Origin of the sequence: Photorhabdus africana (assembly GCF_035181445.1) — a bacterium.
In the GTDB taxonomy this organism is placed as follows: Bacteria; Pseudomonadota; Gammaproteobacteria; order Enterobacterales; family Enterobacteriaceae; genus Photorhabdus; species Photorhabdus laumondii.
This window is the reverse complement of record NZ_JAXBVE010000005.1, coordinates 102,580-117,301: the sequence shown is the minus strand read 5'-3', so window position 1 is coordinate 117,301 and position 14,722 is coordinate 102,580. Positions and strand designations below refer to the sequence as shown.

Here is a 14,722-nt window from a genome sequence, read left to right as displayed (position 1 = left end):
ATAATGTTAGCTTCATCAGGGGGTATCTCACTTCATTGAACCTGAACATACCCCCAACCAAATGTACCCCCATTATAGGATGGATTTCAACAAACTATAGTGGGCGTAGAAAGAATAGGAACTGTAGCAATGTCTTGTATTTACTGGGTTTAGTGGACTTCAATAGACGTTGACGGAAGTGATGATGGCGCGCCCTACAGGATTCGAACCTGTGACCTACGGCTTAGAAGGCCGTTGCTCTATCCAGCTGAGCTAAGGGCGCATCTTGAGAGATGAGCTGCATCAGTAATGCTCTGACGCGGGGAGAGATTATACGGTGACAACTCCTTGAGTCAATGGCTTTTCTGCTTATAAATCTTCATCTGGCTATTTTCTGATTATCAATAAAACTGACAGCACGTTCATGTTCTGACAAAATAGGCAGTATCCCAATGTTTGATTTATGGATTTATTCGTACATGCCAGCAAAAATTATTGACGGGAAAACGATTGCGCAGACAATCAGAAGTGAAGTCGCAGTACGTGTTCAACAACGTGTTGCTGCGGGAAGACGTGCTCCTGGTCTTGCCGTTGTTTTAGTCGGCGAAAACCCGGCTTCTCAAATTTATGTCGCAAGCAAACGTCGTGCCTGTGAGGAAGTCGGGTTTGTTTCCCGTTCCTATGACCTGCCAGATACCACCAGCGAAGCAGAATTGTTGAATCTTATCGATCAGCTTAATAATGATGCAGAAATTGATGGTATTTTGGTTCAGCTCCCTTTACCTGCCGGTATTGATAACGTCAAAGTTCTGGAACGTATCCAGCCTGATAAGGATGTTGATGGCTTCCATCCCTATAATATTGGTCGTTTGTGTCAACGTGCGCCAAAGCTGCGTCCCTGTACTCCGCGCGGTATCGCAACGTTGCTTGAGCGTTGTGGAATCAACACTTATGGGCTGAATGCTGTCGTTATCGGCGCTTCAAATATTGTTGGTCGCCCAATGAGCCTGGAGTTGTTATTAGCTGGCTGTACCACCACGGTGACTCATCGCTTTACTAAAGATTTACGCCATCATGTGGAGCACGCAGATTTGCTCATTGTGGCGGTCGGTAAACCAAACTTTATCCCCGGCGAATGGATTAAACCCGGCGCTATTGTTATTGATGTCGGCATTAACCGCCTGGAAGATGGCAAAGTGATTGGTGATGTTGATTTTGAAACTGCATCAGAGCGAGCAAGCTGGATCTCTCCGGTTCCAGGAGGGGTTGGCCCGATGACAGTCGCGACACTTATCCAGAATACCTTGCAAGCCTGCGAGGAATACCACGATGTGGAAAAAATTGAAGGTTGTTAATGGAAAGTTTTTATTTAGAAGGCCATCCTCATGTGGCGCTGTGTGATCTGTTGAAGTTTCAAGGGTGGAGCGAAAGCGGCGCCAGCGCTAAAGCGGTTATTGCTGAAGGTCTGGTTGAAGTAAACGGTCAGATAGAAACCCGTAAACGTTATAAAGCGATAACCGGGCAGGTTGTTACCTTTAATGGTAAATCTGTTCACATTAAAAAATGATGAAAATGGGCTCCCTTAAAATGAAGGGAGTCCAGATTACGGGTAAATCCGATAAGTTTTTGCTGGCAGTTAACCTAACTATCTGTTGTTAAAAGATATCTCAATGTGAAATAGTAAAAATATAAACGCTTTATCACCCTTTTAATCTCTGTCTCTATCATTATCACTTTTCTGTTTATTGCATAAATCGGCTTTGTTAGTTTTCAAATAAAGTGAAAACAGATATTTGAAATGGTGATGAAAAGATTATGGCGGTAAATAAAGGTTAAATCTGATAGTTAATGCATAAGGTTAATCTCTGTTGAATGTAAAAAACGCTAACTAGAGAAGGTTTTTATATCGGAGATAAACGGGAGTTTGAAAAAGATTTTAGCTTTAATATTAGAAGGTTAAATGGGTTGATAACCAAAATGGATACTTTTATCAATATCGGTTGATTTTACTGGACGTTCTTATTTTACCCTGCAATTCTCTATTTACTGTGATACGCCAAGGCGATAAAGCAACCTTAGTTAAGAGTGGTTTTAATCACCCACCAGGATAAGTTTTTTTATGCGAGTATTCTAATGGTGTTTTGTGCAAGAGGTATTGAGATAGCACAAAGTTACTGAGCAAAGGGTATGAAGCTTTAATAATGTTAAGTAATGCTATATTTAAGGTTTTATGCGTTTTTAGTATTTACCATACTTATGAATATCTTAGGTTTAATACTGGGCTATTTTAACGCAATACTTATTGAAAAATGTTTAATCTGATGATAATTTAAACTTAATATACTGATTTTAATGATAAAACAAACCAGTGGAGTAGATAGTTTGGAATTAAATCAAGTGATTAAAGCTCTTAATGAATCCGGTAATAACTGGAGTGTAGAGCAAATAGGTGAATGTCTTGCAATGACTAATGAAGACGGAATTAAAGCACATCTGGCTATTTGTGGCAGACAAATTACAGTGGAAGCATTACTGTTTTCGGAAGAGAATGTTTTAGATCCCGCTTCTTTAAATCAGTTTATTTTAGAAACGCACAAGATGATTCCTCTGACTTCAGTTGGAATAACTAAAGTAGAGGGTCAATCTTACTATACCGCTTTTGGTTCATTGGCATCAGAATCAAAACAGGAAAGCGTTGTTATCGAAGTCTCTACGTTGTTTGCCAACATCACTGAACTTCTTGATGCGTATTCTGAGTTCCTAAAATAACAATATAGAGGCAAATATTAATGAACGTGTGGAAAAAGCTTTTTAAGGCAATTAAGGGAACGGTAAATAACGCGGCAGAAGCTGTCGCTGATGGTAATGCTCTGACGATTCTTGATCAGGAAATCCGAGAAGCAAAAGCAGAAATCCGCCGTGCGGATGAAAGCTTGGTTAGCATTATTGCTAAACGAAAAATGGCAGAGAAAAAGGTTGCGGATATCAAAAGCAGTATTACAGAGTACGAGGGTTATGCTCGTTCTGCTGCGGGTAAAGGTGACAATGGGCTTGCTCTGGAGTGTGCTCAGAAAGTGGCGACCTTGCGTGACGAACTGGAAAGAGAACAAGGGTTGTTTGAATCGTTCCAGAAGGCTGAAACGACGCACCGACACACTGTACAAGAGGCGAAAAAGAAGGTGTCTCAGCTTGAGAACCAAGTTGATTTGGTTAAGGCCACTGAACAGGTGCAGAAAGCCCAGGCGGCGACTCACAGTTCTGTCGTTGGCGCTTCTTCAAAAACATCTACCGCTCTTGATTCCCTTGAGCGTATTAAGTCACGTCAGGTTGAGAAAGCGGCTCAGTTCGAGGCTCAGCAGGAGCTCCACGATAGTATGACTTCTAGCGATCTGGATAAAAAGCTTAAAGAGGCTGGCATAACGTCAAGTTCTATGTCCGCAGAAGATGAACTTGCTCGTATCCTTGGCAAGTAAATACCCAGTTGTTAAATTAAGATCCTGCTTTTTAAAGTGGGATCTTCCTATCAAGAGATATTTCTATGCTTTCCAAAATCGCAGATGCATTTAAGAGCGCATTCGGGGGTAAGACGGTTGCGCCCGCTGTTCCAAGGGTGCCGGAAGTATTAGGTTTGCGTATTGGTGGTGCGCTTGAGATAGACCCGCTGATGCTAAAACTGATTGAATCTGATCTAACGATCGAAAATGCGGCTTCAACTCAGCTTATATGCTCTGTTGGTGTAGTCGATTTAGGTGATAACGTGCGTTTGGTTCGTTATTACACGGATGACGAAGGTTATCTTCAAGTGCTTCAAGAAGGTGAAGGGGATGACGGCGTGAAGGAAGTGAGCCTGTGGTACTTTTACGCAACTAAACCGATCGATTCACAAGCTCAATGGGATGCGCTGATTGAGAACGGTATTGTCACGCCAAATGGGGAATATGATCTCGATGGCACCCAGTTCTCTCGGTTGTGGGACAACATTAAGCCTGTAGCTGTTACCGAGAAAACTTACACTAAAGAGGGGCGTATAGCTGAAACCGATCAGTTTGTGATGGTGTATACGCGTCAGGTTGCTCATAACAGAACAGAAGAACTTCAGGTTGTGGGAGAGGAAAAAGTGGTAGGGAGTCACCTGGATAGATTGATGGTACTGAGCACCGGTATTCAACTTAACCAAACTGATTTTAAAGTGGTGGCATAAATGATCACATTGGAGAATGAAGAACAGGCTTTCACGCAATTTATGCATGGTGTAGGCAATTTTGGCTTGTGTTTTGGGTTGGCGCTGGTTTTTTTCATCGTTTTCAAATTCATCTACACAATAATTACGCCGCATGATGAGTGGAAACTTATCAAGCAAGAGAAGAATAGCGCCGCGGCGATATCGCTTGGTGGTGCGCTGGTTGGTTACTGCATTGCCGTTGCAAGTGCGGCAAGCAACTCTGTGGGTGTTATTGATTTCGTGATGTGGAGTGTTGTTGCGCTGTTGGCTCAGATTGCTGGTTTCTTCATGGTTCGCATATTCATGATGCCAAAGATTGTATCCCGCATTGAGAATAATGAGGTCCCTGCTGCGATTGTGCTGGCGGCGGTGTCAATTTCTGTTGGTCTTTTAAATGCAGCCTGCATGACTTACTGATTTAGGGATTGTATGACGAACGGGAACAAAAAGCGCAGAATGCGCAGCATAGCTATTAACATTGAGAGTAAGCGTAAATATTGGCGTGGTTTCTCATTCACATCATTGGCGCTCAGTGTTGGTTCACTCGTGGGCTGTGGTCAATCGGCGGATGAGCTGTCAATTCATGTTTATAAGGATTTGGCGTCTTGTCAGAATAATCCGAAGAATACGATCGCTGCTCAATGTGAAACCACGTACCAAGCGGCATTACGCGAAGCGGAGCGGACTTCGCAGAAATTTCGCCAGAAAGCCATGTGTGAGCTTGAGTACGGTGAGTGTGAAACAATGCCGGGGCAAGTGGGTTATCGACCGAAGATGGCCGCCTTTATGATGGCGGAGGTGAAGCCAGAACAGTTTAACAAGTACGGCATTGCTGAAAAGTATCGCAATGTGTTCTACCAGCCACTATTTACCTCAACATCAGGCTATGGCGACTTGTACGGTAAGCTTTTTTTCGCTGATGGTAAGGTTATTGGTGATTATTCCGGTATTGGCAATATCCAGTACGAGATGAACCGACGTTATTTGCATCCGCTGGAAACGGTTCGCTTGCCAATTGAGAAAGAAGCTTCTCAGACTACAGCAAATGCAAATGGCGCTTTCCGTGCAAATTCTAGCAATGTAATCACAAATATAATCCCCCCAGTATTGAGCCCTCGATCAACTACTTATGTAGGTGATTACTCAGAACGTGAGCACAAAGAGAGAATGTATCGAGAACGCATGATGCGTGAAAAGGAGCAGAGGCTTAAAAGTAGCGATTCCCGTTATTCTGGCTATGATAGCAAGCCAATTGTCACTACCAAGTCTTCCGGTGGTTTCGGTTCAACATCTTCCGCTAAATACAGTTGGGGTGGTTAACCGGCGTTGACATTTTATTCGCAGGCTTCTTGTTATCAGTGTCTTGCATAGAGTTATTATTGCCGCATTAAGCATTTGTACGATGATTTTTTCCAAGATTCAAATAAGCATTATCAAAGGGTTAATGTCATGCTTCAGATCCCAACAACACCTCGTCATGATTGGAAAGTGCGAGCAAAAGAATTTGGGTTTGGTTTCCACACAATCGATAATGAACCGTACTGGACGGAAGACCGTTATTACCAGTTTACTCTCAAGCAGATTGAAGAACATATTGAAGAGCCGACAGCGGAAATCCACCGGTTGAGTCTTCAAGCGGTAGAGCAAGTGGTCAACAGTGATGAATTGATGGCTAAATTTCAAATTCCAGCAGCCATGTGGTCATTGGTTCGTGAATCTTGGAAGCGCAGAGACCCAAGCCTCTATAGTCGTCTTGATTTTGCCTATGATGGTAAAAACCCGGCTAAGTTATTGGAAATTAACTCAGATACGCCGACCTCTATTTATGAACATGGTTTTTTTAGCTGGCTGTGGTTGGAAGATAAGGTTAACCGTGGTGAATTGCCTCATACTGCTGATCAGTTCAACTTATTACAGGAGCTGCTTGTTAATCGCTTCTGTGAACTGAAACCTTTTTTGCCATTCAACACGCTTCATTTTGCCTGCTGTAAGGGTACGGAAGAAGACAGAGGTTCGGTTGATTACATGGCTGATTGTGCCAAAGATGCCGGTATTCATACCGAGTTTGTCTATATTGAAGATATTGGGCTTAGCGAGTGTGGTCAGTTTACGGATAGTAATAACAAGATTATAGATTCTATATTCAAGTTGTACCCGTGGGAGTTCATGTTTCGTGAAGAATATGCTCAGCACTTGGTCACTGCGGGTGTTAACTGGTTTGAGCCAATGTGGAAATGCATCACTTCGAATAAGGCAATTTTGCCATTGCTTTGGGAGATGTTTCCAGGACACCCAAATCTGCTTGAAGCTTATTTTGCCGATGATCCGCAAGCCAAGCGCCTAAATCACTACGTTATGAAGCCGATATTCAGCCGTGAGGGCGCGAATATTAGTATTCATAAAGATGGCAAAGTGGTTGAAAAAGTAGATGGTCCTTACGGTGAAGAGGGTTACATTGTGCAGCAGTACACCCCATTGCCAAAGATCGGTAATAGCCATGTTCTTATTGGTAGTTGGCTCGTTAATGATACGCCTGCGGGTCTATCGGTTAGGGAAGATATTGGCAGGATCACCAAGGATACATCACGATTTGTGCCTCATATTATTTTAGATTGATGGCTCTATAATATCCTAACTATCTGTTTCTTATGAAGAAATTTTCCAGCCTAAAATAGAGGGGAGCATAGATAACGATGTGACCGGGGTGAGTGAATGCCGCCAACAATGAAAGATAACAGGTATATATTTATTTCTGGAGCAGGGCGGAAGGACCCTGCTTTCTGGCTCTGAATAAACATCCAACTTGATTGCTGAAATGTCATATTTGTATGATTTTTCATCCATTTTTTAACAGGTATTCTCCTTCTTCTTTATTATTATGGTGAAGTACGGTGCGCATCAGAAGTAGATCCAATTCGGTATCTGGGAGATGTTTTTTGTCTTTGAGTTCGCGGCGGGTAACTGAATCATCCAATTCGCGGCAGATAAAGTTATGAATACGTTTAAAACGTGGGCTATACTCCGTTTCGTCAGCGTTACGCTTGATGGCAAGCAGAGTCTGTATTTCCTGCATCAGCGCCGCGTCTGTAACCGTTCCGGCCAGCAGGGTGTCGAAGCGCATCGGGGGGATACCTTTACCAGCTTCGATCCAACGTACCGCCAGCAATGGGCGTAGTATATAAAGGTATTTTTTCAGCCGAATTTTCTCGCCTTGCAGGTAACTACGAAAGTTTTTCTTTGCCATTGACAGATAGTGATATCGCGCTCTGTTGTTGGAGAAATAGTCTGGTAATAGGGCGCGTAGTGCCGCCATGAACTCTACGTCTTCGTTGTAGATTACCGGTGAGTCTGCCCACTCCATCAATGTCGGGTTGGCTCGTTTCAGCAGCCCTAAAGTTTTACGCAGTTCCCAACCACAGATATCCAGCTCGTTGCTGATCGGTAGTTCAATGACATCCCGAGAGGGATCGACGCGTAAGTACCATGATGGCGTATGTACATAAATAAAACGTACATCGTAATCACTGTTTGTCGAGGCAAATCCCCAACCGCGGCTACCTGATTCACAGGCGTAGAGTATTCGTATTTGCAGCTCTGTCTCAAGTTGCGCCAGTTTTTGGCATATGTGTTGCTTCATGATGTCACTGATACCAAATTTTTCTTTCATCTTGATTATCCTTTTACGCAAACCACTTGACGCAGGGTGTGAACGATTTCTACTAGTGAAGACTGAGCGGCCATTACGGCCTCAATGTCTTTGTAGGCCATCGGAATTTCATCAATGACGTCGCTGTCCTTGCGGCATTCCACGTGTGCCGTGGCACGCTTTTGATCCTCTATGGTGAAGCGTTTTTTCGCTGCCGTGCGGCTTAATATTCGTCCTGCACCGTGACTGCATGAGCAGAAACTCTCTTTGTTTCCCAGACCTCGTACGATAAAGCTTTTCGCACCCATTGAGCCAGGAATGATGCCCATGACGCCTTGGTGTGCAGCGACTGCCCCTTTGCGTGTGACTAACACGTTTTGGCCAAAGTGCTGCTCCTGTTGCACATAATTGTGGTGACAATTTACTGCTTCCATTGTGGCAGTGAATGGTTTTGTTATTACCGTCGCCAATGCTGCCAGTGTATGTTGCATCATGACTTCGCGATTATGGCGGGCGAAGTTTTGTGCCCAATCGATCGCTTCCATATAATCAGCAAAGTGACGGCTGCCTTCCTCAAAATAGGCCAGATTACGATCAGGCAGGTTAGCGATATGTTGTTTCATGTCCTGTTGGGCAAGGGTGATAAATAGATTACCAATGGCATTTCCTACACCGCGTGAGCCGCTATGCAGCATTACCCATACCCGGTTAGATTCATCCAGACACAGCTCAATGAAGTGATTGCCGGTACCTAGTGTCCCTAAGTGCAGATGGTTATTGGTTTTCAGCAATTGTGGATATTTATCGGTTAGCCGTTTAAACCCGGTTTGCAACACGCTCCAATGGTGATCGACGGTTTCTGGTGGTTGCTGCCAAGCGCCTTTATCCTGACCGCGACGGTTTGCTGTGCGTCCGTGTGGTACGGCAATTTCAATAGCATGGCGGATAGCATATAGGTTGTCCGGTAAATCTTTGGCATTCAATGAAGTACGTACTGCCATCATGCCACAGCCGATATCTACGCCTACCGCGGCTGGAATAATTGCCCCACGAGTCGGGATGACACTGCCGATGGTTGAACCTTTACCAAGATGTACATCAGGCATAACGGCTAAATGGCTGAATATGAAAGGCATTTTTGCCGTATTCAACAGTTGTTCACGAGCTTCCGCTTCTACCGGTACACCCTGAGTCCACATTTTCACTGGTGCACTGTTTGGCGCAGTCATTAACTCGTAATCGTTTGTTATCACATTATTCTCCGGGTTATTTAGCCGTCACTATTATTATATACCCGTCATCTTTCAAGTTGCCTCTTTGTTGGCTGCACTCACCCCGGTCACATCGTTATCTATGCTCCCGGGGATTCGCTCCCTTGCCGTCGCGATCCATCTTGAAATCCATAGGGTATAATTTAAAGTAACGAATATTTTTCCTTTTTAATCAATGCTTCTGAATTTTTTTATCTTGGTCTTCTTTTTAACCATTAGGAAAATATTGTAAATAAAAATTTTATTCCACTATTAATATAGTATTATGTTTAATGGTAATTGCAATTATTTGATTTATTCTTTTGTTGAGTAATGTTGAAATTGTGATGCTAATCTATATAAAAATGTGTTTGTAAAAGCATATATGAATTTATTATAGTTTTAAATTGTGTTGATAATTGTAAAGGAAATGTAAAACAACTAAATTATTTAATATTATGATATTGTTGTAATAGTACGTTTATATACTATTCAAATAGATGTATATGATATGTGCACAATTATCATATCTATATAAGGGGTTATTAAATGAGTAACATTATCTTTTGATGAAATGATATTTCTATGGTTAGAATAAAATCAGAGGTTGTCTTTAATCTATTTCTTGAAAATATCAACATGTATAGTATATGGCTTATAACATTTTTATTGATTTATTCTTGTGGGATTTTATTGGTATCTTATTGATATTATTTAATATTTTTAACTGTATGTTTTTGTTTTGTTTTTTATTTGGTAAATGTATTTATATTGTCAGATGTAGAAAATAAATTCGTACACTATTTATAACCGATAATTTATAGCGAGTTAATGATTTCTTAATTGCTTAAATATATATAAAAATAGTCGCAAATTATCATGTTATTTGTTATCCACTAGATAGATATATATAACCGTTATCAATTAATAATCATGGGTAAATTATTTTTTTATTCTTTATTTTGTTTGAGTATTTTCACGTTTATTATTGATTTTAATAATTTCTTAATTTTTAATTGAAACGCATGATATTAAAAATATTTATTCAAGATAAAAAAAGAGTTTTATTAAAAATTCATTGAGTCCAATAAATAAACCAGTATTAAATCGTGTAATAACTTATTTATCTTATTGTCAATATTAACGAAATGATTAAAAACATTGCCATTAATAGTTATTTTTCCCTATTCATAAAGGGGGTAATTATCTTCTTTTTCACGATATTGCTTGCATTTTAATTTTAATCTCTTCATTAAAATTGTACGGAAATTATCCGCACAATTTGATGTTGTATTGGGTAATGTGAATTTATGTGTCAAATTAGCCAATTAATTGTGACTAATTTGGCTATTATCGTCATCATTAATACTTGCCAGCACATTTCCTGCCTGTTGATAACCGCCTTCTTCTGCATAGATAACGATTTTCCCAGAACGATGTGCGGTGAGTTGCGTTTCCATTTTCATCGCTTCCATGACAGCAATGACATCACCTTGTTTAACTTCATCACCTTCCTGCACATACCAGGATTGTAAAACGCCGGATATTGGTGCTGAGACGGGATTCGGTGCTGTTATTGTCTCCTCAGCTTCACTAACTTTACTCTCAGTGATGAAATTCTGCCCAGACTCAGGCAATGAAAGCCCTTTTAATAATTCGGCTGGTAGCCCGAGTTCATGCCGACGGCCATTAATTTCAATAAAAGTACGTGTTACCTTTTCTTGATAATGGTTTTCCTGACGCGGAGATATTTTTATGTCATTGATAAAGTCAGTTTCGATCCAACGTGTATGGACGTTAAATGTGTCATCGGAAATAAAATCAGGATGCTCCATCACTGCTCGATGAAAAGGCAATACTGAGGCAACGCCTTCAATGCTGAATTCCTGTAATGCACGCCGCGCACGAGCGATAGCTTGTTGGCGGGTTGCTCCGGTGACAATCAGCTTAGCCATTAGCGAATCAAAGGTGTCAGGAATGGTGGAACCTGCCGCAACACCGGAATCCAATCTTACACCCGGGCCGGAAGGGGGAGAAAAAAGCGTCACGGTTCCGGGCGTCGGCAAAAACCCTTTACCCGCATCCTCTGCGTTAATGCGGAACTCAAAAGAATGGCCTAAAGGGATCGGCGTTGAGGTCAATGATAAAGGTTTACCTTCGGCAATCCGAAATTGTTCTACCACAATGTCAATCCCTGTGGTTTCTTCGGTGACAGGATGTTCAACCTGCAAGCGAGTATTGACTTCCAGAAAAGAGATCGTGCCGTCTACACTGAGGAGAAATTCTACTGTTCCGGCTCCGATATAACGAGCGGCGGTACAAATATCCTGTGCCGCTTGATGAATACGCTGGCGTTGATGTTCGGTCAAAAATGGGGCTGGTGCTTCTTCTACCAATTTTTGGTTACGCCGTTGCAGTGAACAATCACGTGTACCAAGTACCACTACATTGCCATGTTTATCAGCCAGAATTTGCGCTTCAATATGACGAGGTTTATCCAGGAACTGTTCAATGAAACATTCTCCGCGACCAAAGGCCGCGGTTGCTTCACGAACAGCCGAATTGTAGAGTTCGGTGACTTCATCGAGCCGCCATGCCACTTTCATGCCACGTCCACCACCGCCATATGCTGCTTTAATTGCAATTGGCAGGCCATATTGTTCAGCAAACGTCAGAGCTTCCTCCGCGTTTTTCACCGGTTCTTCTGTACCTGAAACCTGTGGTGCACCTACCTGTTGGGCAATTTTGCGTGCTTTAACTTTGTCACCCAGAATATCAATTGTCTCTGGTTCAGGGCCAACCCAGATCAACCCTGCATTAATAACTGCACGGGCAAATTCTGCCCGTTCAGCCAGAAATCCGTATCCGGGATGTACCATGTCGGCACCTGAACGTTTCGCAATATCCAATAATTGGGGAATATTAAGATAGGTATCAGCGAGGCTGTTTCCGCCTAAACGATAAGCCTCATCAGCCAATTGTACATGTTGTGCATTGATGTCCGAATCAGCGTAGACGGCGATAGATTGTAAACCATAATCCCGGCAGGCACGGATGATACGGACGGCGATTTCACCGCGGTTAGCAATCAAAACTTTTTTTATGGGATAGTTTTTAATATTCATGGTCATTGCGGTACTCATAAGCGGCAATCGCTCTCTTTTATTTCATGAAATTCAGTGATGGGGTTGAAGCGAATACGGGCATTGACAGGAATTTGTCCCGCAAGATCGAGATGATAGCTGGCAACGGAACCCATCACGGGGTAACCGCCGGTTAAAGGGTGATCTGCTAAAAACAGAACCGGTTGACCACTGGCAGGAACTTGAATTGCGCCGGTGGTCGTTCCCTCACTCGGTAACTCTTTATGGTTAAGGCGCGACAGTGGTGTATTGCCATACAGACGAATACCGACTCGATTAGATTGTGGTGTAACCTGCCAAAGTTGGCTTTTTAGCAGGGATAACGCTTCTGCGGTGAACCAGTCAGTGCGTGGTCCCAGAATAATGTCCAGTGTAACGATATCGTCAGTGGTGGGCATATTGAAAGCCGGGCTTTCATCCATTGATACCGCAGAACCCTGCGTCACAGTAAGAATATCCAAAATATCGCCTATAGCGATTGGATTGGGGCCAATGTGAGCCAGCGTGTCGTAAGAGAGGCTGGAGAGAATTGGCTGCTTGGCGAAACCACCACGTACAGCCAAATAAGAACGCACCCCCGCGTTGGGCACTCCTAGCGTCACTGTATCACCTTCACTCAGATCAACAGGCTGATAGCCATCAACCTGAAACTTTCGACCAGATGCTGTTTGAACCGTGATTGGGCAGTCAGCACCTGTGACAGCGATAATGACATTGCCATGAGAGATAAAGCTTAATCCTCCTTGCACAATTTCCAGACAGGCATTATCCGAGGGATTACCGACGATCCGGTTGGCGCTTCTCAGCGCGGTTTTATCCAGCGCTCCGGCAGCGGAAATACCTAAACTAGCCTGCCCTGAACGCCCTAAATCCTGAAAAAGGGTTTGTATTCCGGTGGTTAGGATTTCCAGTGAGGTGTGTTTATCAACCCGCGAAGATAAAACGTTCTCTATAGGCGCAACAGGGGGGACAGGTTTAGTGATTGTTGCGCCTTTACCTTGATCTCTGAAACGCACCCGGAAACCGGGTTGCAATAGGGAAGAGGGAGAACGTGAGAGATCCCACATGCGCTCTGGCGTGATACCGATGATTTGCCAACCACCCGGAGTGGCTTGAGGGTATATTCCACTGAATTCTCCAGCCAGGCCGACTGATCCCGCCGGAATGCGGGCTCTTGGGGTTGTCCTGCGAGGAACATGTAAACGATCTGGCTCTGCGACTAAATAGGCAAATCCGGGGGCGAATCCGGTAAAAGCAACGGTGTACTCGCTTTCGGTATGTCGCTGAATAACTTCCTGTGTGGTGATACCGAGGATTTCTGCCACTTCTTCCAGATCTTCACCTGTGTAATACACCGGGATTTCAACGAGTTTTCCTGTTGTTTTACCCAGTGTATTCAGGTTACGGCTATTGATTTCTTTGGCAAGTTTGGCCGAGGAAACAACATTGGGACGAAATCGAATCAGAAGTGTTCTGGCCGCCGGAATAATTTCTTCTACACCTGCGATAGGGCGGACGTTAAGTGAATCAAATAACGCCAGCGTTTCATTCAGATCATAAAGCTCGACAATAATGGCATCTAAATTAACAGGTAAAAAACGCACTAGGTACTCCTGGGTATGACCACTTGCTTAAATAAAGGCGCGTACGGTGATCCCGGCTTGTTGCAGGGTTAGTTTCACCTGACGTGCCATTTCTACCGCGTCCGGGCTGTCACCATGAACACAGATGGAATCTGCCTGAATGCGGGTAAAACTGCCATCAATGGCTTCAACTCCCCCTTCGGTCACCAATTGCAACATGCGTCGGGCAACGAGATTAGCGTCATGAAGCACAGACCCTTTTTCTCGGCGGGAAACTAGTGTGCCTTGTGGCGTGTAAGCTCTGTCAGCAAAGGCTTCCGCAACAGTACGTAAACCGTTTTCCCTCGCCAAATCCAATAGTTTTGAGCCAGCTAATCCAACCAGCACTAAATTGTCATCCACTTCACGAATCGCGGTAATAACGGCAAGGGCTTGGTATTCATCATGGGCAATGGTGTTATACAGTGCACCGTGTGGTTTAACATAACTTACGGTGGTTCCTGCCGCCGCTGCTAACCCTTTCAACGCGCCAATCTGGTAAATAACATCTGCAATCAGCTCATTGCTGGAAACATCCATATTACGGCGACCAAATCCAACAAGGTCTGGATAAGACACATGAGCACCAATAACCACCTGATTTTTACGGGCGGCTTTTAGGGTTTGAAGGATCCCGGCGGGATCACCGGCATGAAATCCACACGCGACATTGGCGCTGGTGGCAATGCTCAGCATGGTATTATCGTCACCCATTTTCCATTGACCAAAGCCTTCGCCAAGATCGCTGTTTAAATCAATAACGTTCATAGTCGTCACCTTAATAAAATGATATTCAAAAAAGCAGTGAAAAATGTAGAGTGCTTATAACTTTATAGATGGTAATTTCCAGATGGTAATTT

General features: G+C 43.3%; 13 protein-coding genes and 1 tRNA gene. 8 read left to right on the top strand and 6 right to left on the bottom strand.

The annotated features are described in order from the left end of the window. Positions 1-185: 185 nt before the first annotated feature. Positions 186-262 (bottom strand) — tRNA-Arg (locus SLS51_RS04520). Between the two features lie 196 nt (positions 263-458). Between SLS51_RS04520 and folD the strand changes: the two genes are divergently transcribed. The 8 genes from folD (at position 459) to SLS51_RS04480 (ending at position 6,817) form a co-directional block, all read left to right on the top strand. After that, a complete protein-coding gene (gene folD / locus SLS51_RS04515; RefSeq protein ID WP_323835945.1) occupies positions 459-1,334 on the top strand; it encodes a bifunctional methylenetetrahydrofolate dehydrogenase/methenyltetrahydrofolate cyclohydrolase FolD in 876 nt (291 codons plus the stop codon). Next, a complete protein-coding gene (gene ybcJ / locus SLS51_RS04510; RefSeq protein ID WP_323835943.1) occupies positions 1,334-1,546 on the top strand; it encodes a ribosome-associated protein YbcJ in 213 nt (70 codons plus the stop codon). The genes folD and ybcJ overlap by 1 nt, the downstream gene beginning before the upstream one ends. 785 nt (positions 1,547-2,331) lie before the next feature. Further along, positions 2,332-2,748 carry a DUF2170 family protein gene (locus SLS51_RS04505; RefSeq protein WP_323835941.1) on the top strand — a complete coding sequence of 139 codons (417 nt, stop codon included), beginning with the start codon at positions 2,332-2,334 and terminating at the stop codon, positions 2,746-2,748. A 20-nt stretch (positions 2,749-2,768) separates the two neighbouring features. Beyond that, entirely contained in the window at positions 2,769-3,452 is a 684-nt protein-coding gene (locus SLS51_RS04500; protein WP_323835939.1) for a PspA/IM30 family protein, read from the top strand. 65 nt (positions 3,453-3,517) lie between these two features. Next, positions 3,518-4,180, top strand: coding sequence for a YjfK family protein (locus tag SLS51_RS04495; protein ID WP_323835937.1), 663 nt, complete (start codon positions 3,518-3,520; stop codon positions 4,178-4,180). Then, entirely contained in the window at positions 4,181-4,618 is a 438-nt protein-coding gene (locus SLS51_RS04490) for a DUF350 domain-containing protein (protein ID WP_323835935.1), read from the top strand. Positions 4,619-4,630: 12 nt separating this feature from the next. Continuing rightward, entirely contained in the window at positions 4,631-5,521 is an 891-nt protein-coding gene (locus SLS51_RS04485; protein WP_323835933.1) for a DUF1190 domain-containing protein, read from the top strand. 129 nt (positions 5,522-5,650) lie between these two features. Beyond that, complete coding sequence (locus SLS51_RS04480) at positions 5,651-6,817, top strand: glutathionylspermidine synthase family protein (RefSeq protein ID WP_323835931.1); 1,167 nt, start codon at positions 5,651-5,653, stop codon at positions 6,815-6,817. Between the two features lie 220 nt (positions 6,818-7,037). Here the strand turns inward: SLS51_RS04480 and SLS51_RS04475 are convergent, their stop codons facing one another. The 5 genes from SLS51_RS04475 to SLS51_RS04455 all read right to left on the bottom strand — a co-directional run bounded on the left by SLS51_RS04475 (position 7,038) and on the right by SLS51_RS04455 (position 14,630). Further along, positions 7,038-7,868, bottom strand: coding sequence for a nucleotidyltransferase domain-containing protein (locus SLS51_RS04475; RefSeq protein WP_323835929.1), 831 nt, complete (start codon positions 7,866-7,868; stop codon positions 7,038-7,040). Positions 7,869-7,873: 5 nt separating this feature from the next. Beyond that, a complete protein-coding gene (locus tag SLS51_RS04470; RefSeq protein ID WP_439126847.1) occupies positions 7,874-9,076 on the bottom strand; it encodes an RtcB family protein in 1,203 nt (400 codons plus the stop codon). Between the two features lie 1,349 nt (positions 9,077-10,425). Continuing rightward, positions 10,426-12,222, bottom strand: a complete 1,797-nt coding sequence (locus SLS51_RS04465) for an acetyl/propionyl/methylcrotonyl-CoA carboxylase subunit alpha (RefSeq protein ID WP_439126846.1) — start codon at positions 12,220-12,222, stop codon at positions 10,426-10,428. 14 nt (positions 12,223-12,236) lie between these two features. Next, a complete protein-coding gene (gene pxpB / locus SLS51_RS04460; protein ID WP_323835923.1) occupies positions 12,237-13,844 on the bottom strand; it encodes a 5-oxoprolinase subunit PxpB in 1,608 nt (535 codons plus the stop codon). Between the two features lie 27 nt (positions 13,845-13,871). Then, complete coding sequence (locus SLS51_RS04455; protein WP_323835921.1) at positions 13,872-14,630, bottom strand: LamB/YcsF family protein; 759 nt, start codon at positions 14,628-14,630, stop codon at positions 13,872-13,874. Positions 14,631-14,722 lie beyond the last annotated feature (92 nt).